Here is a 23,226-nt window from a genome sequence, read left to right on the forward strand (position 1 = left end):
TGATGGCTATTCCCGAAATCAAGGGAATAGCCTATATCGGCGTGTGCAAATACGGCTTGTATTTTTCAACCGTAACCACTCACGCCTAAAAGAGGAAAAACAATGGGACTTGAGCTGAAAAACATGTCGCGCAATGAACTTCTGCAATTGCGCAACGATATTGATAAAGCCCTGGTAAATGCTGAAAAGCGCGAGCGTAAAGCCGCTCTGGAAGCTGCCGAAAAAGCCGCAGCCGAATTCGGGTTTTCCTTGTCCGAGCTTTCACACACCGCCCCGAAAGGCGCCAAACTACAGAAATCAAAAGCGAAATACCGCAACCCAAACGCCCCGGAACAAACCTGGACCGGCCGTGGACGTAAGCCTCAATGGGTGCATGACGCGCTGAATTCCGGCACCGATATCGCCGAATTGGAAATCTGAATTTGAGGTCGTTTCAGAAATGACAATCCACATTGGCGCAGAAAAAGGCGACATCGCAGAAACCGTTCTTTTGCCCGGAGATCCCTATCGGGCGAAATGGGCGGCGGAAACGTTTTTGGATGACGTGAGGTTAGTCAATGACGTACGCGGCATGCTCGGGTTTACCGGTACGTGGAAAGGGAACCCAGTCACCATTCAGGGCAGCGGTATGGGGATGCCCTCACTTTCCATTTACGTGAACGAATTGATCCGGGATTTCGGTGCGAAGACACTGATCCGCATCGGCTCCTGCGGTGGTATGCAGGACAGCGTCAATGTACGCGATGTTATTCTGGCCATGACGTCGACCACGCTCAGCACACCGTCGCGGGGCATCATGAAGGAACTGAACTTTGCCCCCTGCGCCGATTGGGATCTTTTGCAGGCCGCGGCCGATGCAGCGGCAGCCAAGGGAACACCGACCCATGTGGGCGGGATCTATTCGTCCGACGTGTTCTATGATGAGCGCCCCGATCTGAACGAACAGATGGTGCGTCACGGCATTCTGGGGGTCGAGATGGAAGCGGCCGAGCTGTATATCCTCGCCGCCAGACACAAATGCCGTGCTCTTGCGGTTCTAACCGTCTCGGACCACCTGCTGGCGGGTGAAGCCCTGCCCTCATCTGAACGGGAGCGTAGTTTTGGCGACATGGTCGAGATCGCACTGCAAGCGGCCTTCCCGGACGCAGCATAGAGTGAAACGGGCCGAGCATGTCTCGGCCCGATTTCTATTTGCCGATTGATTGTCGCAGACATTTCGAAGGACGATCTGATCCGTCGGATCTCGCGCCGCAAAAGGCGCAGACCCACAGATCCTCGTCTCGATGCTGTCGCCAGCGACAATCGCGTGTCAGCGAAGACGTGCGGGACCGCCAGAAGAAATAGGCGAAAACCCCAGCGGCCAGAAGAAGCAGAATAACAGGCATAGTTCTGTTTGGCCCGCTCCAGCCGCAAATGGCAAGGCTGGTGTTAGGCTGCGTTTGCGTATTCGAACAGATCAGGCTCTCGCTGATCCTCGGCAACAACAGGTTCAGGCGTATAATACGCCCAAGCTTGCTCCAACAGGGTCAGAGCTTCCTTGGCGTCGGTTTTCGTTGTGTTTGCTTGTGTACTCATCGGAGTGATCCTGATTTCATCACTCCTCCCTTCTGCAAATATACGGCGTCGGTGGTTCTCCGACATCGGACGTTTTTGCAAAGGGGGCATGCGCTTGCCGCAGCACGGCAAGCGCATCGGTCGATCAGACAGAGCGTTCGACCATCATCTTCTTGATCTGCGCGATCGCTGCCGCCGGGTTCAGACCCTTCGGGCAGGTCTTGGCGCAGTTCATGATCGTGTGGCAGCGATACAGCTTGAAGGGATCTTCTAGCTCATCCAGACGCTCGCCCGTGGCTTCATCACGGCTGTCGATGATCCAGCGGTAGGCATGCAGCAAAGCTGCGGGGCCAAGATAGCGGTCGCCGTTCCACCAGTAGCTCGGGCAGGAGGTCGAGCAGCTGGCGCACATTACGCATTCATACAAGCCGTCCAGCTTCTTGCGGTCTTCAATGGACTGCTTCCACTCTTTAGCGGGGCGGTTTGTCTTGGTTTCCAGCCACGGCATAATGCTGGCGTGCTGCGCGTAGAAATGCGTCAGGTCGGGGATCAGGTCCTTGACTACAGGCATATGCGGCAGCGGATAGATCTTCACGTCGCCCTTGATCTCATCCATGCCGTAGATACAGGCCAGCGTGTTGATCCCGTCGATATTCATCGCGCAGGAGCCACAGATCCCCTCGCGGCACGAACGGCGGAAGGTCAGGGTCGGATCAATCTCGTTCTTGATCTTGATCAGCGCGTCCAAAATCATCGGACCGCAGGTGTCCATATCGACGAAATAGGTGTCGACACGCGGGTTCTGGCCGTCATCGGGGTTCCAGCGATAGATCTGGAACTTGCGCAGGTTCTTCGCGCCGCCCGGTTTGGGCCATGTCTTACCGGTGGTGATCCGGGAATTCTTGGGCAGGGTCAGTTGAACCATGTCAATTCTCCATTCAGCCTGTCCGGGCGCGGTCAGACGCGCCTCGATTGTAGTGCCCCCAATGGGCAATGTTCACGTCAAAATCCGCAGATAACCAGTCGGCAATCGCCTGAGGGTCATCGCGGTCGATATCAAAGCGCAGGAACCTTGGGTTCCCGTCGAAATAGGCCTGCACCTCGGCGTGGTGTACGTCATACATCCGGCGCCAGCCCTGTTTCACCTCGTCTGCGCCCATCCCGTTGGCCTTGCAGCAGCGTTCGAGATAGCCGCCATTGCTGTGCAGCGCGCGCGACGAAATCCAATCCTCGCGATTGCGCGTGTTCAGCAGAAAGTAGGCATCCGAATAAGCCGCATGCAACTCGCGGAAGAACCGCGTGCCATCCAGCATGAACCGTGCATTCACAAAGGCAATGTCAGTAAAGGCCCGGACCGGGCCGAACCCATCCAGTGGTTTCCGACCCATGGCGATATTCGTCACCATTTTTTGGGCCAGATTATCCCCCTGATTGTCCACCCAATGCACCGACGCGATGCCGCTGTTCTGAAACAGCTTGTGCAGCGACGTGGTGGCGCAGCGGTTCAGACCGATCAGGATGATCTTGGGGGCCCGCGGACCCGAGGGCAGCTGTTCAACCGTCATGGCAAGCACCCCTCACCGCGCCCGAAAGGGGCGTTTGTCGCGTCGGTGGGTATGTGGCGCTTGCACCTCATTGCCTGATGCCTGCTTCTACTTAGAAAGTCCGCGCTTTAGGCGCGATTTTCTTGAGGCTGATGCCGCCCTGATCCTCGTTGGTCAGAGGATCAACGATCACCGGACGGTAACTGAGTTCAACCTTGTTACCCTCGACCCGGCTGACGGTGTGGACACGCCAGTTCTCATCGTCGCGCTCTGCGAAATCCTCATGCGCATGTGCGCCACGGGACTCTTTGCGTGCTTCGGCCCCCACGATGGTGGCCAGAGCGCTTGGCATCAGGTTGGTCAGTTCCAGTGACTCCATCAGGTCACTGTTCCAAACCAGAGACCGGTCCGAAACCTTCAGATCGTCCATCTTAGCCGCGATCGTCGTCATCTTTTCGACGCCTTCCGCCATGGTCTTTGCGGTCCGGAACACGGCCGCGTCCTGCTGCATGGTCTTTTGCATTTCAAGCCGAAGGTCAGCGGTCGGGACTGCGCCCGAGGCGTTCCGTACGGCGTCAAACCGATCAAATGCCTTGTCAACCGATGCCTGATTCAGCACAGGGTTCGGCGCGTCTGCGTCCACTACTTTACCGGCCCGGATGGCCGCCGCGCGACCAAAGACGACCAGATCGATCAGAGAGTTAGATCCCAGACGGTTGGCACCGTGGACCGAAGCACAGCCCGCTTCGCCCACTGCCATCAGGCCGGGAACAACTGCGGTTGGGTTGTCTGCAGTTGGGTTGAGAACCTCACCCCAATAATTCGTCGGAATACCGCCCATATTATAGTGCACGGTCGGCAGAACCGGGATGGGTTCCTTGGTAACGTCAACACCAGCAAAGACACGCGCCGATTCCGAGATTCCAGGCAGCCGTTCCGCCAGCGCCTCGGCTGGCAGGTGGCTCAGGTTCAAATGAATATGATCCCCGTCATCGCCATGACCACGTCCTTCGCGGATCTCCATCGTCATTGAACGCGAGACATAGTCGCGCGGCGCCAAGTCCTTATACTGGGGCGCATAGCGCTCCATGAATCGCTCGCCTTCGGAGTTGGTCAGGTAACCGCCCTCACCCCTCGCACCTTCGGTGATCAGGCAACCCGAGCCGTAGATTCCAGTCGGGTGAAACTGAACGAACTCCATATCCTGCAGGGCCAGACCGGCACGGGCCACCATGCCGCCACCGTCGCCGGTGCAGGTATGGGCCGAGGTCGCGCTGAAATATGCACGACCGTAACCGCCGGTCGCCAGTACAACCATCTTGGCGTTGAAGACATGCATCGTGCCGTCGTCCAGCTTCCAGCAGACGACGCCCTGACACTGCCCGTCCTCGGACATGATCAGGTCGATGGCGAAATATTCGATGTAGAATTCAGCGTTGTTTTTCAGCGATTGTCCATAAAGCGTATGCAGGATCGCGTGACCGGTCCGGTCTGCGGCCGCGCAGGTACGCTGCACGGCAGGGCCTTCGCCAAACTCGGTGGTGTGACCGCCGAAGGGACGCTGATAGATTTTACCCTCTTCCGTACGGCTGAAGGGCACGCCGTAGTGTTCCAGTTCATACACAGCTTTGGGGGCTTCACGCGCGAGATATTCCATCGCATCGGTGTCACCCAGCCAGTCAGAGCCCTTAACGGTGTCGTACATGTGCCATTGCCAATGGTCAGGCCCCATGTTGGACAGGGACGCGGCAATACCACCTTGCGCGGCAACCGTATGTGAGCGTGTCGGGAACACTTTGGTGACACAGGCTGTACGCAGCCCCTGCTCGGCCATGCCCAATGTTGCCCGCAGACCGGCCCCACCTGCACCTACGACGACCACGTCGTATTCGTGGGTTTCATATTCATATGCTGCTGTCATCGTTCTTGTTCCTTATCGCGCGTCACAGGGCCAGCTTGACCAGGGCAAACAGCCCCGCAGCCATCAGCGTGTAGCCAAGCGCCCACATCGCAACGAGAGAGATTTTCTCAAGAATGCCATGGATATAGTCTTCGATAGTTTCCTGCGCCTCATACATAAGCTGCTGCAGGCCCACGACCAGCGTCAGAGCGGTGACAATCGCAGGGAAAGGGCGACTGAAATAGGCTAGAACCTCTTCGTACGTGCCGCCGAGGCCCAGTCCGAAGGTGATGATGAATATTGGAACCAGCACGGTCAGAATCATCGCGCGCACCATGGTACGCCAATGTGTTTGTGTTCCCGATTTCCCTGCGCCCAGGCCCTGCGCGCGTTTGCGGTCGGTCAGATATCGCATGTCCGTCTCCTTAAACCACAAGCACGGTGAGAATGGTCAGGACGGTGGCCCCGATGAACATACCCATCCCCAGTTTTTCCGAGGTATTCACGTCGAGGCAGTAGCCGAAGTCCCAGAACACGTGACGCAGGCGGCCCAGCGTGTGATACCAAAGCGCCCAGGTCGCGACGATGAGGATCAGATTGCCGAACCAGCTGGTCAGAAACCCGTCGATCAGCGCAAATGCACTTTCCGAGGTTGACGCGGCCAGCAGCCACCAGACGACCAGAATGGCAACGGCAAACACCCCGAGGCCGGAAAACCGAACCATGATGGATGACATGGAAGTCATCTGTGGGCGATAGATCATAATATGTGGCGAGAGCGGGCGGTTGCCCCGATTGACATCGGCCATGGCGGCTCCTCTTACTTTGGCTACCAGACTTTTTACTTGTTTTTGCGCTTCTGTCACGTGCTGCACCTGCAAAAACAGGTAAAATTGCCTCAAAAACGGTGATTTTGACCAATTGTGATCACGCACTTTAAAAGTGTGATCACAAAATACAATGCGATCATTCTATGTTAGCGTTTTCAACGCCGAAGCATTGTGATCACGAATCCCTGCAGATCATCGAAAACCGGCAGATTGCTGCGTCACCTCGCGCAGCAGCTTTTTTCGTATGCGCTCCGGGTAGTCTGCAAAACCCGAGGCCGACACGACAAACGCCCCCTCTCCGAAAATGACGTTTTCAAAGAAATAGGCCGTCAGATCCGGTTCACTTTCTTCAATGGCTATGGCGTTTACTGTCACGCCTCGATCTTTCAGAAGGCCATGAATCTGCGTCGGCTCAATCCCTTCGTTGGAAACCCCATCTCCCGAGATATCAATCAGCAGTCGCCTGCACTCTGCAACTTCGTCAAACCGCAGCAGGGTGGCCTCCAAAGCTTCTCCGATCGCGGTTGAGAAGTTTCGCCAGACCCTTGGATCCTGCGCAACTTGATCAGCAAACTTCTCCAGAGCGACAAAGCTGTCGATTTTCGTCCACGGGATTGTCACCCGCTGGCGGGATTCGCCCGTCCACTGCACCAGCATAACCCGCGCCTGCCCGCGCACTAAAGCCTCGGACACGACCGGGTCACGCAACCCAGCGGCGAGGCCATCCATCTGAATGCGGTATTCGCTGCTGTCGACAGAGCCAGAGACATCCACCGCCAAGGCCAGCGCCAGATCGCACGCCCAGGCGGGGCGTGTAAGGCACAGGAAAAGGGTGAGAAAACGTAGAAACATGCCGCCACCCTAGCACGGATTGCGGGTGCTGTGTTCACATCACTGTAACCCGACTAGATCGGCATCAAGGCCCAATAGTCGAGGTCCAGCAACACATCCGACGTGTATTTTCCGTCTTCGCCGCGCAGCTCGAACGGCGCGCCGCCTTTGGTCGCCACCAGACGCAGACGGATCGCCCCTACCCCGGGCACGTCGGTTTCGGCCTTGTCCAGAACCTCGGACCACGCCTTGATCGTGTCTCCTGCGAAACAGGGGTTGGCATGTGCGCCGCCATTCAGACCCACGATCATCTGCGCATTGGCCAACCCGTTGAACGACAAAGCCCGCGCCATCGAAATCACGTGACCGCCGTAGATCAGGCGGCCTTCGGGGCGGAAGGTCAGGTCGAAATGCACCTTGGCCGTGTTCTGCCATAGGCGTGTGGCCAACATATGCTCAGCCTCTTCCACCGTCACGCCGTCCACGTGGTCAATGGTCTCGCCGATCTCATAGTCGCCCCAACGATGCGGCTCACCCGCCAGGGTGAAATCGTAGTTCGAGAAATCCAGCCCCTCGGGGACGACCAGATCGCTCGGCTCCAACACTTTCTTCAGCTCGGGCACGACCGTTTCCGGTGCCGGCGCATCCGGGTTTGCCTTGCGCACCATCACCCAGCGGACATATTCCATGACCACTTCGTCCAACTGGTTCAGACCACGCGTCCGCACCCAGACCACACCAGTCTTACCGTTCGAGTTCTGCTTGAGCCCGATCACCTCGGACACCGACCGCAGCGTGTCGCCCGCATGAACCGGTAGCAGCCAACGCCCTTCTGCATATCCCAGATTGGCCACTGCGTTCAGCGAGATATCGGGCACCGTTTTGCCAAACACCACGTGGAAGGCCGCCAGATCATCAATCGGGCTCTCCTGCAAACCACAGGACCGCGCAAACTCATCCGAGGAATACAGCGCATGACGCGCAGGATAGAGCGCATGATAGAGGCCGCGCTCTCCCTCCGTCACGGTGCGAGGGACGGCGTGCGGCAGCACCTGCCCGACGGAATAATCCTCAAAAAAGCGGCCCGGATTGGTTTTTGCCATTATTGCTGTCCCAGTTTCATCTCAGGTGAATAGTCCGCGTCGACCTCTTTGGTCACAGCCTGCGCGCACCGCATGACGTTGTTGGCCTGATCGAAAGCGTAGGAGGGATCGCCATAAAGCTCCCACCCTTTTGCCAAGGCGTCCGACACTTTGTGACAGAAGGCCGAGGTGTCTTCCTCGGTCAGCAGGCGATAGAGTTTTGCCATTCTTTCAGGTCCTTATCATCCGAACGGAGACGGGCCGACCAGCCCGTGGATATAGCCGATCACACCCAGCAGCACGATCGAGGCAACAAAGAACATCGCGTCCATGCCATAGGTGCCGGGTTCGCCAGGGGTCCAGTCGGGTTCGGATTTGTTGATCACGATCACCTCGACCACGGCCCAGGCCAAAAGCCCGCCGAACAGGATGATCGAGGCCAAATCGCCATTCACCAGAAGATGCGCGAAGGCCCACAGTTTGAATCCGCCCAGCATCGGATGGCGCAGCTTGTGCAGCAAGCGGCCTTTCTTGGGGGCCGGGCTCATCATGTAGATCGCGATCAGAACCAACAGGTTGTTGATATGGGTCATGAAGCTTGGCGGCGCCCAGACATAAATGAACTCGGTCATGCGGTAGCCGAAGATCATCAGCAGAATCGCGGCCACCAGCGCGAGCGCCACAGCCCCCTTGCCGCCATCGCCCATGGCCGCGCGCTGCGCAGGCAGGACGCGTTTGAACAGGTGTGCGGCCCACCATAGCGCCACACCAAGGATCAGAAGAACAAAGCCCATGCTGGCTTACCCCGCTTGCAAAGCTGAAATCGCCTCCGCTTTTGCCAGAATTTCGCGGGCAGTTACAACATGCAGGTTTTCGACGATCTTACCGTCGACAACGGCAACACCCTGCCCTTGCGCCTCGGTTTCCTCAAACGCGCTGATCTGGCGGCGGGCGAGGTCTATCTCGTCATCCGACGGAGCGAAGGCTGTATTGGTGACCTCAATCTGCGCCGGGTGGATCAGCGTCTTGCCATCAAAGCCCATATCGCGGCCCTGTTCGCATTCCGCTGTCAAACCGTCTGTGTCCTTGAAGGCGTTGTAGACGCCATCAACGATGATCAGCCCTTCGGCCTTGGCCGCCAGCAGACATAGGCCGAGCGAGGTCATCAGCGGCAGACGGTCGGGACGGAACCGGGTTTGCAGGTCCTTGGCCAGATCGTTTGTCCCCATCACGAAGCCCGCCATCAGCGGATGCGCTGCAATCTCGGCTGCATTCAGCATACCGCGCGGGGTCTCCATCATGGCCCAGATCGGCAGGTCCCCGGTGATCGCGGCCAAAGCATCCACATCCGCGGCGGAGTTCACCTTGGGTAACAGAACCGCATCGGCATCCATCTCGCGCACGGCCTTGGCGTCATCTGCGCCCCACGGAGTATCCAGCCCGTTGATGCGCACGATCTTGACCCGAGGGCCGTATCCGCCAGCGGCCAGAGCTGCCTTCAGGGTCTCGCGTGCATTGGCCTTTTCGTTGGCAGCCACCGCGTCTTCCAGATCGAAGATGATGGCATCAACCGGCAATGTGCGGGCCTTGTCCAAGGCCCGGTCACGCGAACCGGGAATGTATAGAACCGAGCGATAAGGGCGCTGACGCGGGTGCATTGGCCTCTCCCGTTGAAATAATATTGCGCAGAAAGGGGCATTTTTCTCAGGAAAGTTCAAGGTAAAAATCGCCGCAACGCAGCATAAGTGACGCAACGCTCTCTGCTTTAACGCAATATCGCCCTCTTGACCGCAGGCTTTGGACGACTGGAGACAGATGGGGTCAGAGATGAAAAAGACAGTATTAAAGATGACAATTGGGCTGGGAATCATGGTCCTCGCGGCGCAACAGGTTCAGGCCCAGGCCCGCAATTGCGCCCCTCGGGCCGATGTGTTGCAGCGCCTTGCCGAGACCTATGGCGAAACGCGCCGGGGGATCGGCATTGCCCGTCAGGGTGCGGTGATGGAGCTGTTTGCCTCGGACCAATCCGGCAGTTGGACGATCACGGTGACCCTGCGGGACGGGATGACCTGCCTTGTGGCCTCAGGGCAGGCCTATGAACAGATGGCCGATTCCCTGCCGCCAAATACCTAGGTCAGCGCGTCCCAGATCAGCTTGCCTCCGGTCAGGGTCAGCAACACATAGGCGATGCCAAAGAACAGGCGTTCGGACAGCATGAAATGCGCCCGGACGCCCAACCAGGCCCCCAATATGGCGAACGGGGTCAACAGAAGATCCGCCAGCGCCGTGTGCCATGTGAACAGGCCAAGATAGGCATAGGGCACGAATTTCGCGGCGTTGATCACCCAGAACACCAAAACGGTCGAGGCCTGAAACTCGGTCTTCGACAGGCGCTGGGACAACAGATAGACGGCAGCCGGTGGACCTCCTGCATGGCTGACGAAGCTGGTAAACCCGGCGACAAGCCCCGCGAACAGACCTGCAGACGCAGGCAACCGGCGGGTGAAACCGCGGATCCAGCCTTTGCTTTGGGCGACGTGCCAGATCACAAACCCGATCGAGATCCCTCCGATCAGCAGGCGAAGCAGGTCGTCATCTGTAACGCGGTAAAGCCAGGTACCCAGCAGAACACCCGGAACCGCGCCCAGGATCAGCAAACGCGAATCCGGCCAGCTCCAGCGTTTCCAGTAGGGTCCCAGCGTGGCCATGTCGATCACCATGAGGATCGGCAGCATCAGCGCCAACGCCTGCCCCGGTGTTAGTATCAGAGCCAGAATCGACGACGACGCAAAGGCCACGCCCGAGCCAAACCCACCCTTCGAGATGCCCGCAAAGATCACCGCCGGGATCGCGACTGCAAAAAACATTAGGTTCAATTCAAACATGAAGCGTCCCGGGAATTGGCTTGATTCACAGGCGGTTTAGCGCAATCGGATTGGGGATGGCAAACGGTATGCGGTGGCATGCCGCGCCGCAGGACCCTTGCGCAAAAGCCATTTAGCGACTAGCAAACCCGCGATTTCAATACCGACCGGAGATATTCCAAATGGCCAGACCCAAGATTGCGCTGATCGGCGCTGGGAACATCGGCGGCACGCTTGCGCATCTTGCAGCTGTCAAAGAACTCGGTGACGTCGTCCTGTTTGACATCGCTGACGGACTGCCTCAGGGCAAGGCGCTCGACATCGCCGAGTCCGGCCCGTCCGAAGGCTTTGACGCCGCAATGTCGGGAAGCAGCGACTATGCGGACATCGCAGGCGCAGACGTTTGCATCGTAACCGCAGGTGTCGCCCGCAAACCGGGGATGAGCCGCGATGACCTGCTTGGCATCAACCTGAAAGTCATGAAGTCGGTCGGCGAAGGCATCGCAGCCCACGCGCCCGACGCGTTCGTGATCTGCATCACCAACCCGCTGGACGCGATGGTCTGGGCTCTGCGCGAATTCTCGGGCCTGCCGCACAACAAGGTCTGCGGCATGGCGGGCGTTCTCGACTCGGCGCGTTTTGCGCATTTCCTGTCGGAAGAGTTCAACGTCTCGATGCGCGACGTCACCGCCTTTGTTCTGGGCGGTCACGGCGACACGATGGTGCCGTCGGTTCGCTATTCGACCGTTGCCGGTATCCCGCTGCCCGATCTGGTTGAGATGGGCTGGACCACGCAAGAGAAATTGGACGCCATCGTTCAGCGTACCCGTGACGGCGGCGCCGAGATCGTTGGCCTGCTGAAAACCGGATCGGCCTTCTATGCGCCAGCGACCTCAGCGATCGAAATGGCCGAAGCCTACCTGAAAGATCAAAAGCGCGTTCTGCCCTGCGCTGCCTATTGCAACGGCGAGTTCGGCGTTGACGGCATGTATGTCGGCGTTCCGACTGTCATCGGCGCCGGCGGCATCGAGCGTATCGTCGACATCAAGCTGAACGAAGATGAACAAGCGGGCTTTGAAAACTCGGTCAACGCTGTCAAGGGCCTGATTGAGGCTTGCAAAGGTATCGACGGCTCGCTGGCTTAAACGCTCTAAAACTCAATTTCAGAACCGGCCCTGAATGGGCCGGTTTTTGTATGCGGCGGGCCCACTACGTCACTAATCCGCCGCCTGGAATGTTAGGGCAAACGTCGCAAATGCCTATTTTGAAGCGGTTTTGAAACTCCGTTCGATGTGGATTCGAATCAATACTCATTCCGTTTAGTTTTGTGATCACACCCTAAAATACTGTGATCACAAATCGAAAAAATCTTCACTAAAAACCACTCCGAAGTCAAAAAAGCCTTTATAATTGCGCCCTAGACACCTCTATATCGGTTTAATCGTAGTCAGACGGGACAATTTCGATGAACATTCACGAATACCAAGCCAAGGCGCTTCTTCGCAGCTATGGCGCTCCGGTCTCCGACGGTCGCGCGGTTCTGCGCGCCGAGGAAGCCAAAACCGCAGCCGGTGAACTGGACGGCCCTCTTTGGGTTGTTAAGGCCCAGATCCATGCAGGTGGACGTGGCAAGGGCAGCTTCAAAGAGGCAGACGCAGGTGAAAAAGGCGGTGTCCGTCTGACCAAGTCGGTGGAAGAAGCAGCCGAGGAAGCAAAGAAGATGCTGGGTCGCACTCTTGTCACCCACCAGACTGGCCCCGCGGGCAAACAGGTCAACCGCATCTATATCGAAGCCGGTTCCGGTATCGAGCGTGAATTGTACCTGGCCCTGCTGGTGGATCGCCAGACCAGCCGCATCTCTTTTGTCTGCTCGACCGAAGGCGGCATGGATATCGAAGAAGTGGCCGCGTCCACGCCCGAAAAAATCCTCTCTTTCTCGGTGGACCCTGTGACTGGCTATCAGGCCTATCACGGCCGCCGCATCGCGTTCTCGCTGGGTCTGGAAGGCGCGCAGGTCAAACAATGTGTGCGCCTGATGGGCATCCTCTACAAAGCCTTCGTCGAGAAGGACATGGAGATGCTGGAGATTAACCCGTTGATCGTCTCGGACAGCGGCGAGCTCAAGGTACTGGACGCCAAGCTGGGCTTTGACGGCAACGCGGTTTACCGCCACCCCGACATAGCCGAGCTGCGCGACGAGACCGAGGAAGACCCTAAAGAACTCGAAGCCTCCAAGTACGACCTGAACTACATCGCGCTGGATGGTGAGATCGGCTGCATGGTCAACGGTGCAGGTCTGGCGATGGCGACGATGGACATCATCAAACTCTACGGTGCCGAGCCTGCCAACTTCCTCGATGTGGGCGGCGGTGCGACCAAAGAGAAAGTGACCGAGGCGTTCAAGATCATCACCTCGGACCCGAACGTCAAAGGCATTCTGGTCAACATCTTCGGCGGCATCATGCGCTGTGACGTCATCGCCGAGGGCGTTGTCGCCGCGGTGAAAGAGGTTGGCTTGCAGGTTCCGCTGGTCGTGCGTCTGGAAGGCACGAATGTCGAGAAGGGCAAAGAGATCATCAATACCTCTGGCCTGGACGTGATCGCGGCGGACAACCTGAAAGACGGTGCCGAGAAGATCGTGAAAGCCGTGAAAGGCTAAGCCCAATTCCGTGGAGTGGGTTTCGCCCCACTTTTCCGAAGAATTCTGGCAGGCCCTGGCCCGCCTTAAATAGGAGAACGCCAAATGGCAGTCCTCATCGACGAAAATACCAAAGTGATCTGTCAGGGCTTTACTGGCTCGCAGGGCACATTCCACTCTGAACAAGCCATTGCATATGGCACTAAAATGGTCGGCGGCGTGACCCCCGGCAAAGGCGGGATGGAGCATTTGGGCCTGCCCGTGTTCAACTCGGTCCACGAAGCCAAGCACGTGACCGAAGCCAATGCCTCGGTGATCTATGTTCCGCCGCCTTTCGCGGCTGACTCGATCCTCGAAGCGATTGATGCCGAGATGGAAGTGATCGTCTGCATCACCGAAGGCATCCCGGTTCTGGACATGATGAAGGTGAAGCGCGCGCTCGAAGGCAGCAAATCGCGCCTGATCGGCCCGAACTGCCCCGGCGTCATCACACCTGACGCCTGCAAGATCGGCATCATGCCCGGTCACATCCACAAGCGCGGCTCGGTCGGCGTTGTGTCGCGCTCGGGCACCCTGACTTATGAGGCCGTCAAACAGACCACCGATGTGGGTCTGGGCCAGTCCACCTGCGTAGGCATCGGCGGCGACCCGATCAAAGGCACCGAGCATATCGACGTGCTGGAATGGTTCCTGGCGGATGACGAGACCCATTCGATCATCATGATCGGTGAGATCGGTGGCTCGGCCGAGGAAGAAGCCGCACAGTTCCTGGCGGATGAGGCCAAGAAGGGCCGCAAGAAGCCGGTTGCCGGTTTCATCGCAGGCCGCACCGCCCCTCCGGGCCGCCGCATGGGCCACGCAGGCGCGATTGTCGCGGGCGGCAAAGGCGGCGCCGAGGACAAGATCGAAGCCATGCGCTCGGCCGGTATCGTTGTGGCAGAAAGCCCTGCGACGCTGGGTGAGGCAGTGCTGGAAGCGATTGGGTAAATGATCAACTGCCGGGCATACGCTCTAAGGGCGGCGCCCGAAAAAAGGGTGGGCGCGTTGCGTCCATCCTTCTCATCTTTAGCTTGGCTGTGGTCTTTGTTCGCGACTGCGATATTCGCATCTTCTGCCGCTGGGCAAGCCAAAGCAAAGGAATGTGAAGTTCGTATTGGCTGGTCCAGTGAGGGACAGTTTATTCAGGACGAGGCTTGCGGCATACACCAAGTCGCCAAGGAAAAAGGTTTTTTTGACCTCGAGTTATCGGGGAGCAAAAAATACCAATTCCGCTTTCGCGCAAACAACGTATCCACCAAGGATGAAATAGTGCGGCGCGTTGGTTATGTTTGCGAATTGATAGGCAGCAAAAGGGCCGTTTTCTCAGCCAATCGCGGAAGGGAGCGTGCGCTGATCGTTTCTTTTTCATGTGACGACGCAAGGGGGTGAATTGACTGCCATGACCTTCTCTGACGCGATCCGCACTTGTTTTTCCAAGTTCTTCACCTTCTCGGGTCGCGCCTCACGGCCCGAATACTGGTTCTTTTTCCTGTTCATCGTGATCTGGAGCATCCTTGCCGGCATCATTGATGCGCAATTCTTCACTCAGGTCTCGGTGACCGAGGGAGATGGCGTGAAATCCGTCACCGCCATATCCCGTCAACCGGTGCAAAGCATCGTCAGCCTGATTGTGTTCTTCCCACATCTGGCCGTCGCGTGGCGGCGGATGCACGATTCTGGGCGCAGTGGGCTTTACGCTCTGTTGCCGATCCTACTGATCCTCGGGGCCTTTGCGGTTCTGATCTTCGGTATCGGCCTTGCCTCGAGTTTCCAGCATGGCGGCAATCTGGACATTCTGCTCACACGTGCCACTCTGCTGATCGTCATTCCGACACTGCTTGTTTTGTTTGTGTCGCCCCTCCTGGTTCTGTGGTGGCTGACCCGCCCGTCTCAACCAGGCACCAACCAATACGGTCCCAACCCATATGAGGTAGCCCAATGACCGAACACACGCCCAATTCCGCGTTCCATGCCTCAAGCTTTATGCAAGGCCACAATGCCGAATATCTGGAGCAGCTCTATGCCCAATACACGAAGAACCCCGGGGCGGTGGATGCCGCCTGGGCCGAGTTCTTCAAGGCGATGGGCGACGCTTCTCCGGATGTTCAGCGCGAGGCCGAGGGGCCATCCTGGGCGCGGACCGACTGGCCGCCGATGCCTGCGGATGATCTGACTGGGGCGCTGACCGGTGAGTGGGCCGAGATCGATGCCAAGGCTGCGGGCAAGAAGATCAAGGAAAAAGCGGCAGACAAGGGCGTAGAGGTCAGCGATGACCAGATCAAGCGCGCCGTGCTGGACAGCTTGCGAGCGCTGATGCTTATCCGGGCCTACCGGATCCGGGGCCATCTGGCCGCCGATCTGGACCCGCTGGGGATGCGCGCGGCCAGCACACATCCGGAACTCGATCCGAAGACCTATGGCTTTACCGAAGCCGACATGGACCGGCCGATCTTTATCGACAATGTTCTGGGCCTGCAGATGGCTTCGATGCGGCAGATCGTCGAGATCGTGAAGCGGACCTACTGCGGCACCTTCGCGCTGCAATACATGCATATCTCAGACCCGGAACAAGCCGCGTGGCTGAAGGAGCGGATCGAAGGTTACGGCAAGGAAATCGCCTTTACCAAGGAAGGCCGTAAGGCGATCCTGAACAAGATGGTCGAGGCCGAGGGTTTCGAGAAATTCCTGCATGTCAAATACATGGGGACCAAACGGTTCGGTCTGGATGGTGGTGAAAGCCTGATCCCGGCGATGGAGCAGATAATCAAACGCGGTGGTGCTCTGGGCGTCAGCGACATTGTCATCGGCATGCCGCACAGAGGCCGCCTGAATATTCTGGCCAACGTGATGGGCAAGCCCTACCGCGCGATTTTCAATGAGTTCCAGGGCGGTAGCTTTAAGCCTGAAGATGTGGATGGCTCTGGCGACGTGAAATATCATCTCGGTGCCTCCAGCGACCGTGAGTTTGACGGCAACAGCGTCCACCTGTCGCTTACTGCCAACCCCTCGCACCTAGAAGCGGTGAACCCTGTGGTTCTTGGGAAGGTCCGCGCCAAACAGGATCAGTTGAACGACACCGACCGCACCAAGGTTATGGGCATCCTGCTGCACGGCGATGCGGCCTTTGCCGGTCAGGGTGTGGTCGCCGAAGGGTTTGGCCTATCCGGCCTCAAGGGCCACAAGACCGGCGGCACTATGCATATCGTGGTGAACAACCAGATCGGCTTTACCACTGCGCCGCACTTCTCGCGCTCCAGCCCCTATCCGACCGATATCGCGCTGATGGTTGAAGCGCCGATCTTCCACGTGAACGGCGACGACCCCGAGGCGGTTGTTCACGCAGCCAAGGTCGCGACCGAGTTCCGTCAGAAGTTCCACAAGGACGTGGTTATCGACATCTTCTGCTACCGCCGGTTTGGTCACAACGAGGGCGATGAGCCCATGTTCACCAACCCGATCATGTACAAGAAGATCAAGACGCATAAGACCACTCTGTCGCTCTATACCGAGCGTCTGGTCAAAGACGGCCTGATCCCGGAAGGTGAGATCGAGGATATGAAGGCCGCCTTCCAGGCCCATCTGAATGATGAGTTCGAGGCCGGCAAAGACTATAAACCCAACAAGGCCGACTGGCTGGACGGGCGCTGGTCTCACCTGGACAAGAACAAAGAGGACTATGTGCGCGGCGAAACCGCCATCGCCCCGGCGACTCTGGCCGAGATCGGCAACGCGCTGACCCACGCCCCTGCGGATATTGCGGTACACAAAACCGTTGCGCGTCTGCTGGACCACAAGAAACTGATGTTCGACAGTGGCAAGGGCTTTGACTGGGCCACAGGTGAAGCGCTGGCCTTTGGCTCGTTGCTGACCGAGGGCTTTCCGGTTCGACTGTCCGGTCAGGACGCGACGCGCGGGACGTTCAGTCAACGTCACTCGGGCTTTGTCCATCAGGAAACGGAAGAGCGGTTTTATCCGCTGAACAACATCCGCGAGGGTCAGTCGCACTACGAAGTGATCGACTCGATGCTGTCTGAATATGCGGTTCTGGGTTTTGAATACGGCTACTCGCTGGCCGAACCCAACGCTCTGGTCCTGTGGGAAGCGCAGTTTGGTGACTTTGCCAACGGGGCGCAGATCATGTTCGACCAGTTCATCAGCTCGGGCGAAAGCAAATGGTTGCGGATGTCGGGTCTGGTGACGCTGCTGCCGCACGGGTTCGAGGGGCAAGGCCCCGAACACAGCTCAGCGCGTTTGGAGCGGTTCCTGCAGATGTGTGGTCAGGACAACTGGATCGTGGCGAACTGCACGACACCGGCGAACTATTTCCACATCCTGCGCCGCCAGCTGCACCGCACCTTCCGTAAACCGCTGATCCTGGTGACCCCGAAATCGCTGCTGCGCCACAAGCTGGCTGTCAGCACGGCCGAGGATTTTACCACTGGCTCCAGCTTCCACCGGGTGCTGTGGGACGATGCGCAACAGGGCAACTCGGACACCAAGCTGGCCGCGGACGACAAGATCAAGCGCGTGGTTCTGTGTTCCGGCAAGGTCTATTACGACCTGCTGGAGGAACGCGACGCCCGTGGTATCGACGACGTCTACCTGATGCGGATCGAACAGTATTACCCGTTCCCGGCGCACTCGTTGATCAACGAGCTTGAGCGTTTCAAAGGGGCTGAGATCGTCTGGTGCCAGGAAGAGCCTAAAAACCAAGGTGCCTGGACCTTCATCGAGCCAAATATCGAATGGGTGCTGACCCGTATCGGCGCCAAACATACACGGCCGCTCTATGTCGGCCGCGCAACCTCGGCCTCGCCTGCGACGGGTCTGGCCAGCCAACACAAAGCTCAACAAGAAGCGCTCGTGAACGAAGCGCTGAGCCTCGAAGGAAAGTAAACGATGACCATTGAAGTTCGTGTTCCCACGCTAGGCGAGTCTGTTACCGAAGCCACGGTTGCGACCTGGTTCAAGAAACCTGGTGATGCCGTCGCCGTGGATGAGATGCTCTGTGAGCTTGAAACCGATAAGGTGACGGTCGAAGTCCCCGCCCCCGCCGCTGGCGTTATGGGCGAGATCGTCGCCGCCGAAGGTGAAACCGTTGGCGTCGACGCCCTGCTGGCAACCATTGCCGCAGGCGAAGGCGCAGCCCCTGCTCCGGCCGCAGCAGCGCCCGCCCCTGCGGCCGCCCCGGCAGCGTCGGGTGGAAGTGTCGATGTGATGGTGCCCACGCTGGGTGAGTCGGTCACCGAAGCCACCGTCTCGACCTGGTTCAAACAGGTTGGTGACGCGGTCGCGCAGGACGAGATGCTGTGTGAGCTGGAGACAGACAAGGTCTCCGTCGAGGTTCCCGCTCCTGCTGCTGGCGTTCTAGCGGAAATCGTTGCGCCCGAAGGCACAACCGTGGATGCCTCGGCCAAACTGGCGGTGATCTCGGGCTCAGGCGCAGGCGCTACCCCAGCACCCGCCCCTGCCGCCGCGGCAACTCCGGCTGCAGCAGCAACCGGCAAAGATGTCGCCAACGCTCCGTCGGCAGAGAAAGCCATGGCCGAGGCCGGTCTGTCCGCCGCTCAGGTCTCTGGCACCGGACGTGATGGCCGCATCATGAAAGAAGACGTGGCCCGCGCCGTGGCAACGGCTGCTGCACCCGCGCCTGCTGCCGCTCCGGCTCCGGCCCCTGCGCCACGCGCGCCTGTGGCCGCCGATGACGCCGCGCGCGAGGAACGGGTCAAGATGACACGCCTGCGCCAGACCATCGCCAAGCGTCTGAAAGACAGCCAGAACACCGCTGCCATGCTGACCACCTATAACGAGGTGGACATGACCGAGGTGATGGCCCTGCGCAGCCAGTACAAGGACCAGTTCGAAAAGAAGCACGGCGTGCGTCTGGGCTTTATGTCCTTCTTCACCAAGGCCTGCTGCCATGCGCTGAAAGAAGTGCCCGAGGTGAATGCCGAGATCGACGGCACCGACATCGTCTACAAGAACTTCGTCCACATGGGTGTCGCCGCCGGTACACCCACAGGTCTGGTTGTTCCGGTCATCCGCGATGCAGACTCGATGTCTTTTGCAGCGATCGAAAAGGCCATCGCCGAGAAAGGCAAACGCGCCCGTGACGGCAAGCTGAGCATGGCCGAAATGCAAGGCGGCACCTTCACCATCTCGAATGGTGGTGTCTATGGCTCGCTGATGTCCTCGCCGATCCTGAACCCCCCGCAATCGGGTATTCTGGGCATGCACAAGATCCAGGACCGCCCGATGGCGATCAACGGTCAGGTTGTGATCCGTCCGATGATGTATCTGGCGCTGTCTTATGACCACCGGATCGTTGACGGCAAAGGCGCGGTGACCTTCCTTGTCCGCGTGAAAGAGGCGCTGGAAGACCCGCGCCGCCTACTGATGGATCTGTAATCATGGCAACGCATGTTCTGTGGCAAGCCGATGTTGCCGACTTTGATGCCTGGCTGAAGGTGTTTCGAGAAGACATCGCGATGCGCCAGGCAGCCGGTATTCACGACCTGTATGTCTGGCGTGACCCAGATCAAAAGGATCACGCCATCGCCATGTTCGAAGTGGATGACATACAAAAAGCCCGCGCTTTCTTCGACTCGGAAGAGCTGGCCATGCATCTCGAACGCGGTGGGGTCGCCCATATCCAGGTGAAACTTCTGGACCTGGTCTTACCGTAAAAACTCTGCTGTGTGCGGGGCCGCCCTGCACACAGCCCCGCAAATACACGTGAAGCGCGCCTGCTATTGATGTCAGAGACATGCTAACCGACAAACGGACTCTGGTTGAAAAAGGATACTCGTCATGTCTTCCGAACTTTCCATTCTTGCCCTGTACGGCCTTCTGATCATCGTAGTGGTTCTGTTAAATGTGCTGACAGCCATGTCGCAGGTCGGGTTGATGACATTGGGTGGCGCACGGGACGACATGCCTGCCCTGACCGGTGTTGCGGGCCGGGTCGAGCGGGCTCTGACCAATTCGGTCGTCGCCATGGCCCTGTTTGCCCCCGCCGTTCTGATACTGTCCGCCAAGGACGCCTTCACCTCCGGATCTCTGCTGGCCGCGCAGATTTTTCTGATCTCGCGTGTCGTTTTCGTTCCGGTCTACGCTTTCGCAATCCCGGTTCCCTTCCTGCGCACGATCGTGTGGATGGCTGGGTTTCTTGCGACGATCTACCTTTACCTGCTAGCCCTATAGCTTAGTACGCCGCACCCAGAAGCGGCCAAGACACACCAAGGAGTGCCCTCAATGTCCAGCTATGACGTCATCGTAATCGGAGCCGGTCCCGGCGGCTATGTCTGTGCCATCCGCTGCGCCCAGCTGGGTCTGAAAACCGCCGTTGTCGAAGGCCGTGAGACGCTGGGCGGCACCTGCCTGAACGTGGGGTGCATCCCGTCGAAGGCGCTGTTGCATGCCTCTCATCAGCTGCACGAGGCCGAGCATAACTTTGCCAAGATGGGCCTGAAGGGCAAATCTCCGTCCGTCGACTGGAAACAGATGCAGGCCTACAAGGACGAGGTGATCGAGGGCAACACCAAGGGCATCGAGTTCCTGTTCAAGAAGAACAAGATCGACTGGCTGAAAGGCTGGGGGTCAATCCCGGCTGCCGGCAAGGTCAAAGTGGGTGATGAGGTTCACGACACCAAGAACATCATCATCGCATCGGGCTCCGAGCCTTCGGCCCTGCCGGGTGTCGAGGTTGACGAGAAGGTCGTCGTGACCTCAACCGGGGCGCTGTCGCTGGGCAAGATCCCGAAGAAGATGGTGGTGATTGGTGCCGGTGTGATCGGTCTGGAACTGGGCTCGGTTTACAGCCGTCTGGGCGCTGAAGTGACGGTGATCGAATTCCTCAAGGAAATCACCCCCGGCATGGACCCCGAGGTGCAGAAGACCTTCCAGCGGATCCTCAAGAAGCAGGGTCTGAACTTCGTGATGGGTGCGGCGGTGCAAAAGACCGAAGCGTCAAAAACCAAAGCGAAAGTCACCTACAAGCTGCTCAAGGATGACAGTGAACATGTAATTGAAGCCGATACCGTTCTGGTCGCCACCGGACGCAAGCCATACTCGGACGGGCTGGGGCTGGATGCGCTGGGTGTCGAGATGACGCCGCGCGGTCAGATCAAGGTCGGCTCGGACTGGCAGACCAACGTGCCGGGCATCTACGCGATCGGCGACGTCACCGAAGGCCCGATGCTGGCCCACAAGGCCGAAGACGAAGGCATGGCCGCCGCCGAGCAGGTCGCAGGCAAGCACGGCCACGTGAACTACGGCGTCATCCCCGGCGTGATCTACACCTGGCCCGAGGTTGCCAATGTGGGTGAAACCGAGGCGACCCTGAAAGAACAGGGCCGCGCCTACAAGGTCGGCAAGTTCATGTTCATGGGCAATGGCCGCGCCAAGGCCAACTTTGCTTCAGATGGTTTCGTCAAGATTCTGGCCGACAAGGAAACCGACCGGATTTTGGGTGCGCATATCATTGGCCCCGCCGCGGGTGATCTGATCCACGAGGTTTGCGTCGCGATGGAGTTTGGCGCCTCAGCCGAAGATCTGGCGCTGACCTGCCACGCCCACCCGACCTATTCGGAAGCCGTACGTGAGGCCGCTCTGGCCTGTGGTGACGGCCCAATTCACAGCTAAAGCTCTCTGACTCCGGCAGCTATCAGCCTGTCGGGGTCAACCAGGCATCCAGATAGGTTTCCAGCCTGTCGGTGAAGGTTGTTGCCGAATGCAACGCGCAGAACCTAAGAGACATGGCCTGAATCGCAAAGGCCTGCACACCTTCGGCCAAAAGTTCGGACGGCACATCCTTGCGCATCTCGACTGCGTCCAACCACATCATCACCACCCGGAAATACCGCTCAAAGCAATAGGCGATCGGCCCAACATCCGCGATGGCGGTTGCGCCGGAATACCGGATCAGCAGATCAAATACATACCGTTCGGACATCATGAAGCTGTGGACCGGTTCCAAAGCTGCGATAAGCTGCCTGACGGTTTTGGGTGATGGCCCTGCCTCGGCCTGATCCAGACACGCATTCAATCTGTCCGCGATTAGGATCTCCATTAACGCGTCCTTGTCGCGGAAATGCGCAAAGAAGGTGCCCTTAGCGACACCGGCCGTTTGCACCACCTCTTCCACCCGAAGGCCCTCATACCCGCTTTTCTGAATCAACTCTTCCGATACCGCCATCAGGCGGGCGCGGGTTTTCAACGTGCGTTTCTGAACTGTCTTTTGCATGAGGTCAGATTGCATGTTTTTTAACCGTGGTCAAATTTTATATTGACCGCGGTCATTTTTATCTCCTATAAACTGACCACGGTCATTTTTAGGAGACATCCCATGCATGCCAAGAAAATCCTGATTCTCGACGGACACCCTGCCGAAAGCAGCCTGTCCCGTACTTTTGCGAAAACCTACGGCGACGCTGCGCGCCAGAACGGTCATGAAGTCCGCCTGATCCATCTGAGCGACCTTCAGTTCGATCTCGATTTTGGACAGGGCAACTATCACGAGTTCAAACCACTTGAGCCCGAGCTTGAGAAGCTGTTGCAAGATTTCGAATGGAGCGACCATCTCGTTATGACCGCGCCTATGTGGTGGGGTGGCCTGCCTGCAAAGCTGAAAGGCCTGATAGATCGCATGTTCATCCCAGGGCGAACGTTTGATACCCGAAACACCACCAAGCTGGGCTTTCCGGCCCCGATGCTGACCGGCCGCACCGCACGCGTCATCCTGACCTCGGACACACCTGGCTGGTTCATGCGCCTGATCTACCGTCAAGCATTGATCCGGCAAGTCCGCGATCAAATACTCGGCTTTGTCGGCTTTAAGCCAACGCGGTTCACCTATTTCGCAGGGGCCAGCGAGCCAAAACCGGGTAGCGTTGAACGCTGGATTTCCAAGGTCGCCAGAATTGGCGCAGAGGCTATCTAGGTGC

At 58.4% G+C, this 23,226-nt stretch carries 27 protein-coding genes; 14 read left to right on the forward strand and 13 right to left on the reverse strand.

All coding sequences use genetic code 11. The features are described 5' to 3' along the window. The first annotated feature begins 102 nt into the window (after window positions 1-102). Both ACR0I8_RS14910 and deoD read left to right on the forward strand, forming a co-directional pair. A complete protein-coding gene (locus ACR0I8_RS14910) occupies window positions 103-420 on the forward strand; it encodes an H-NS histone family protein (RefSeq protein WP_170691483.1) in 318 nt (105 codons plus the stop codon). A gap of 19 nt (window positions 421-439) precedes the next feature. After that, window positions 440-1,153, forward strand: coding sequence for a purine-nucleoside phosphorylase (deoD, locus tag ACR0I8_RS14915; protein ID WP_170691485.1), 714 nt, complete (start codon window positions 440-442; stop codon window positions 1,151-1,153). A gap of 275 nt (window positions 1,154-1,428) precedes the next feature. On the opposite strand, the gene ACR0I8_RS14920 is transcribed toward deoD, so the two are convergent. The 11 genes from ACR0I8_RS14920 to ACR0I8_RS14970 form a co-directional block, all read right to left on the reverse strand. Beyond that, the gene (locus tag ACR0I8_RS14920) at window positions 1,429-1,575 is read right to left on the reverse strand and encodes a hypothetical protein (protein WP_170691487.1); all 147 of its coding nucleotides are present in this window, start codon (window positions 1,573-1,575) and stop codon (window positions 1,429-1,431) included. A gap of 124 nt (window positions 1,576-1,699) precedes the next feature. Next, the gene (locus tag ACR0I8_RS14925) at window positions 1,700-2,479 is read right to left on the reverse strand and encodes a succinate dehydrogenase iron-sulfur subunit (protein ID WP_170691489.1); all 780 of its coding nucleotides are present in this window, start codon (window positions 2,477-2,479) and stop codon (window positions 1,700-1,702) included. Window positions 2,480-2,492: 13 nt separating this feature from the next. Beyond that, window positions 2,493-3,119: a sulfotransferase gene (locus tag ACR0I8_RS14930; protein ID WP_170691491.1), complete on the reverse strand. Its 627-nt coding sequence runs from the start codon at window positions 3,117-3,119 to the stop codon at window positions 2,493-2,495. A 91-nt stretch (window positions 3,120-3,210) separates the two neighbouring features. Next, the gene (gene sdhA, locus ACR0I8_RS14935; protein ID WP_170691492.1) at window positions 3,211-5,019 is read right to left on the reverse strand and encodes a succinate dehydrogenase flavoprotein subunit; all 1,809 of its coding nucleotides are present in this window, start codon (window positions 5,017-5,019) and stop codon (window positions 3,211-3,213) included. Window positions 5,020-5,041: 22 nt separating this feature from the next. Further along, the gene (locus ACR0I8_RS14940) at window positions 5,042-5,413 is read right to left on the reverse strand and encodes a succinate dehydrogenase, hydrophobic membrane anchor protein (protein ID WP_170639919.1); all 372 of its coding nucleotides are present in this window, start codon (window positions 5,411-5,413) and stop codon (window positions 5,042-5,044) included. 10 nt (window positions 5,414-5,423) lie between these two features. After that, window positions 5,424-5,807 carry a succinate dehydrogenase, cytochrome b556 subunit gene (gene sdhC, locus ACR0I8_RS14945; RefSeq protein ID WP_170666836.1) on the reverse strand — a complete coding sequence of 128 codons (384 nt, stop codon included), beginning with the start codon at window positions 5,805-5,807 and terminating at the stop codon, window positions 5,424-5,426. Between the two features lie 213 nt (window positions 5,808-6,020). After that, on the reverse strand, window positions 6,021-6,680 hold the full coding sequence (locus ACR0I8_RS14950) for a DUF1194 domain-containing protein (protein WP_170691494.1): 660 nt from the start codon (window positions 6,678-6,680) through the stop codon (window positions 6,021-6,023). Between the two features lie 53 nt (window positions 6,681-6,733). After that, a complete protein-coding gene (locus ACR0I8_RS14955) occupies window positions 6,734-7,762 on the reverse strand; it encodes a MaoC family dehydratase (protein ID WP_170691496.1) in 1,029 nt (342 codons plus the stop codon). Continuing rightward, complete coding sequence (locus tag ACR0I8_RS14960; protein WP_170378966.1) at window positions 7,762-7,968, reverse strand: DUF1737 domain-containing protein; 207 nt, start codon at window positions 7,966-7,968, stop codon at window positions 7,762-7,764. The genes ACR0I8_RS14955 and ACR0I8_RS14960 overlap by 1 nt, the downstream gene beginning before the upstream one ends. A gap of 15 nt (window positions 7,969-7,983) precedes the next feature. After that, window positions 7,984-8,535 carry an NnrU family protein gene (locus ACR0I8_RS14965; protein ID WP_170691498.1) on the reverse strand — a complete coding sequence of 184 codons (552 nt, stop codon included), beginning with the start codon at window positions 8,533-8,535 and terminating at the stop codon, window positions 7,984-7,986. 6 nt (window positions 8,536-8,541) lie between these two features. Further along, complete coding sequence (locus tag ACR0I8_RS14970; RefSeq protein ID WP_170691500.1) at window positions 8,542-9,399, reverse strand: HpcH/HpaI aldolase/citrate lyase family protein; 858 nt, start codon at window positions 9,397-9,399, stop codon at window positions 8,542-8,544. A gap of 169 nt (window positions 9,400-9,568) precedes the next feature. Between ACR0I8_RS14970 and ACR0I8_RS14975 the strand changes: the two genes are divergently transcribed. Then, window positions 9,569-9,874, forward strand: coding sequence for a hypothetical protein (locus ACR0I8_RS14975; protein WP_170691502.1), 306 nt, complete (start codon window positions 9,569-9,571; stop codon window positions 9,872-9,874). Here the strand turns inward: ACR0I8_RS14975 and ACR0I8_RS14980 are convergent. Further along, complete coding sequence (locus ACR0I8_RS14980) at window positions 9,871-10,626, reverse strand: sulfite exporter TauE/SafE family protein (protein ID WP_170691504.1); 756 nt, start codon at window positions 10,624-10,626, stop codon at window positions 9,871-9,873. The two genes, ACR0I8_RS14975 and ACR0I8_RS14980, sit on opposite strands and share 4 nt — an antisense overlap. A gap of 161 nt (window positions 10,627-10,787) precedes the next feature. Here ACR0I8_RS14980 and mdh point away from each other — a divergent pair, with 161 nt between their 5' ends. The 10 genes from mdh to lpdA all read left to right on the forward strand — a co-directional run bounded on the left by mdh (window position 10,788) and on the right by lpdA (window position 21,925). After that, window positions 10,788-11,750: a malate dehydrogenase gene (gene mdh, locus ACR0I8_RS14985; protein ID WP_170378975.1), complete on the forward strand. Its 963-nt coding sequence runs from the start codon at window positions 10,788-10,790 to the stop codon at window positions 11,748-11,750. Window positions 11,751-12,070: 320 nt separating this feature from the next. Next, on the forward strand, window positions 12,071-13,264 hold the full coding sequence (gene sucC / locus ACR0I8_RS14990) for an ADP-forming succinate--CoA ligase subunit beta (protein ID WP_170378977.1): 1,194 nt from the start codon (window positions 12,071-12,073) through the stop codon (window positions 13,262-13,264). A gap of 84 nt (window positions 13,265-13,348) precedes the next feature. Continuing rightward, on the forward strand, window positions 13,349-14,230 hold the full coding sequence (gene sucD / locus ACR0I8_RS14995; protein WP_170378979.1) for a succinate--CoA ligase subunit alpha: 882 nt from the start codon (window positions 13,349-13,351) through the stop codon (window positions 14,228-14,230). Continuing rightward, window positions 14,231-14,671, forward strand: a complete 441-nt coding sequence (locus ACR0I8_RS15000; RefSeq protein ID WP_170691506.1) for a hypothetical protein — start codon at window positions 14,231-14,233, stop codon at window positions 14,669-14,671. A 10-nt stretch (window positions 14,672-14,681) separates the two neighbouring features. Continuing rightward, window positions 14,682-15,224 (forward strand): DUF805 domain-containing protein, encoded by a 543-nt coding sequence (locus ACR0I8_RS15005; RefSeq protein WP_170691508.1) that lies wholly within the window; start codon window positions 14,682-14,684, stop codon window positions 15,222-15,224. Then, window positions 15,221-18,178 (forward strand): 2-oxoglutarate dehydrogenase E1 component, encoded by a 2,958-nt coding sequence (locus ACR0I8_RS15010; protein ID WP_170691510.1) that lies wholly within the window; start codon window positions 15,221-15,223, stop codon window positions 18,176-18,178. The genes ACR0I8_RS15005 and ACR0I8_RS15010 overlap by 4 nt, the downstream gene beginning before the upstream one ends. A 3-nt stretch (window positions 18,179-18,181) precedes the next feature. Further along, window positions 18,182-19,690: a 2-oxoglutarate dehydrogenase complex dihydrolipoyllysine-residue succinyltransferase gene (gene odhB, locus ACR0I8_RS15015; protein WP_170691512.1), complete on the forward strand. Its 1,509-nt coding sequence runs from the start codon at window positions 18,182-18,184 to the stop codon at window positions 19,688-19,690. A 2-nt stretch (window positions 19,691-19,692) separates the two neighbouring features. Further along, window positions 19,693-19,968 (forward strand): hypothetical protein, encoded by a 276-nt coding sequence (locus tag ACR0I8_RS15020; protein WP_170691514.1) that lies wholly within the window; start codon window positions 19,693-19,695, stop codon window positions 19,966-19,968. 124 nt (window positions 19,969-20,092) lie between these two features. After that, window positions 20,093-20,485 carry an MAPEG family protein gene (locus ACR0I8_RS15025; RefSeq protein ID WP_170691516.1) on the forward strand — a complete coding sequence of 131 codons (393 nt, stop codon included), beginning with the start codon at window positions 20,093-20,095 and terminating at the stop codon, window positions 20,483-20,485. A gap of 51 nt (window positions 20,486-20,536) precedes the next feature. Then, window positions 20,537-21,925: a dihydrolipoyl dehydrogenase gene (gene lpdA / locus ACR0I8_RS15030; protein WP_170469018.1), complete on the forward strand. Its 1,389-nt coding sequence runs from the start codon at window positions 20,537-20,539 to the stop codon at window positions 21,923-21,925. A 22-nt stretch (window positions 21,926-21,947) separates the two neighbouring features. Here the strand turns inward: lpdA and ACR0I8_RS15035 are convergent, their stop codons facing one another. Continuing rightward, window positions 21,948-22,541, reverse strand: a complete 594-nt coding sequence (locus tag ACR0I8_RS15035; RefSeq protein ID WP_480703329.1) for a TetR/AcrR family transcriptional regulator — start codon at window positions 22,539-22,541, stop codon at window positions 21,948-21,950. 87 nt (window positions 22,542-22,628) lie between these two features. Here ACR0I8_RS15035 and ACR0I8_RS15040 point away from each other — a divergent pair, with 87 nt between their 5' ends. Further along, window positions 22,629-23,222 (forward strand): NAD(P)H-dependent oxidoreductase, encoded by a 594-nt coding sequence (locus ACR0I8_RS15040; protein WP_170691517.1) that lies wholly within the window; start codon window positions 22,629-22,631, stop codon window positions 23,220-23,222. Window positions 23,223-23,226: the final 4 nt, after the last annotated feature.

This window comes from Ruegeria sp. BG9, assembly GCF_056538305.1.

Bases quoted from the DNA above. Each gene is read 5' to 3' on its own strand.
- lpdA (WP_170469018.1), top strand. From the start codon at position 20,537: ATGTCCAGCTATGACGTCATCGTAATCGGAGCCGGTCCCGGCGGCTAT.
- ACR0I8_RS14950 (WP_170691494.1), bottom strand. From the start codon at position 6,680: ATGTTTCTACGTTTTCTCACCCTTTTCCTGTGCCTTACACGCCCCGCC.
- sdhC (WP_170666836.1), bottom strand. From the start codon at position 5,807: ATGGCCGATGTCAATCGGGGCAACCGCCCGCTCTCGCCACATATTATG.
- ACR0I8_RS14920 (WP_170691487.1), bottom strand. From the start codon at position 1,575: ATGAGTACACAAGCAAACACAACGAAAACCGACGCCAAGGAAGCTCTG.
- ACR0I8_RS14910 (WP_170691483.1), top strand. From the start codon at position 103: ATGGGACTTGAGCTGAAAAACATGTCGCGCAATGAACTTCTGCAATTG.
- sucC (WP_170378977.1), top strand. From the start codon at position 12,071: ATGAACATTCACGAATACCAAGCCAAGGCGCTTCTTCGCAGCTATGGC.
- ACR0I8_RS15010 (WP_170691510.1), top strand. From the start codon at position 15,221: ATGACCGAACACACGCCCAATTCCGCGTTCCATGCCTCAAGCTTTATG.
- ACR0I8_RS14955 (WP_170691496.1), bottom strand. From the start codon at position 7,762: ATGGCAAAAACCAATCCGGGCCGCTTTTTTGAGGATTATTCCGTCGGG.
- ACR0I8_RS15035 (WP_480703329.1), bottom strand. From the start codon at position 22,541: ATGCAATCTGACCTCATGCAAAAGACAGTTCAGAAACGCACGTTGAAA.
- deoD (WP_170691485.1), top strand. From the start codon at position 440: ATGACAATCCACATTGGCGCAGAAAAAGGCGACATCGCAGAAACCGTT.
- ACR0I8_RS14980 (WP_170691504.1), bottom strand. From the start codon at position 10,626: ATGTTTGAATTGAACCTAATGTTTTTTGCAGTCGCGATCCCGGCGGTG.
- odhB (WP_170691512.1), top strand. From the start codon at position 18,182: ATGACCATTGAAGTTCGTGTTCCCACGCTAGGCGAGTCTGTTACCGAA.
- ACR0I8_RS14930 (WP_170691491.1), bottom strand. From the start codon at position 3,119: ATGACGGTTGAACAGCTGCCCTCGGGTCCGCGGGCCCCCAAGATCATC.
- ACR0I8_RS15025 (WP_170691516.1), top strand. From the start codon at position 20,093: ATGTCTTCCGAACTTTCCATTCTTGCCCTGTACGGCCTTCTGATCATC.
- ACR0I8_RS14940 (WP_170639919.1), bottom strand. From the start codon at position 5,413: ATGCGATATCTGACCGACCGCAAACGCGCGCAGGGCCTGGGCGCAGGG.
- ACR0I8_RS15020 (WP_170691514.1), top strand. From the start codon at position 19,693: ATGGCAACGCATGTTCTGTGGCAAGCCGATGTTGCCGACTTTGATGCC.
- mdh (WP_170378975.1), top strand. From the start codon at position 10,788: ATGGCCAGACCCAAGATTGCGCTGATCGGCGCTGGGAACATCGGCGGC.
- ACR0I8_RS14965 (WP_170691498.1), bottom strand. From the start codon at position 8,535: ATGGGCTTTGTTCTTCTGATCCTTGGTGTGGCGCTATGGTGGGCCGCA.
- ACR0I8_RS14975 (WP_170691502.1), top strand. From the start codon at position 9,569: ATGAAAAAGACAGTATTAAAGATGACAATTGGGCTGGGAATCATGGTC.
- ACR0I8_RS14960 (WP_170378966.1), bottom strand. From the start codon at position 7,968: ATGGCAAAACTCTATCGCCTGCTGACCGAGGAAGACACCTCGGCCTTC.
- ACR0I8_RS15005 (WP_170691508.1), top strand. From the start codon at position 14,682: ATGACCTTCTCTGACGCGATCCGCACTTGTTTTTCCAAGTTCTTCACC.
- ACR0I8_RS14970 (WP_170691500.1), bottom strand. From the start codon at position 9,399: ATGCACCCGCGTCAGCGCCCTTATCGCTCGGTTCTATACATTCCCGGT.
- sucD (WP_170378979.1), top strand. From the start codon at position 13,349: ATGGCAGTCCTCATCGACGAAAATACCAAAGTGATCTGTCAGGGCTTT.
- ACR0I8_RS14925 (WP_170691489.1), bottom strand. From the start codon at position 2,479: ATGGTTCAACTGACCCTGCCCAAGAATTCCCGGATCACCACCGGTAAG.
- sdhA (WP_170691492.1), bottom strand. From the start codon at position 5,019: ATGACAGCAGCATATGAATATGAAACCCACGAATACGACGTGGTCGTC.
- ACR0I8_RS15000 (WP_170691506.1), top strand. From the start codon at position 14,231: ATGATCAACTGCCGGGCATACGCTCTAAGGGCGGCGCCCGAAAAAAGG.
- ACR0I8_RS15040 (WP_170691517.1), top strand. From the start codon at position 22,629: ATGCATGCCAAGAAAATCCTGATTCTCGACGGACACCCTGCCGAAAGC.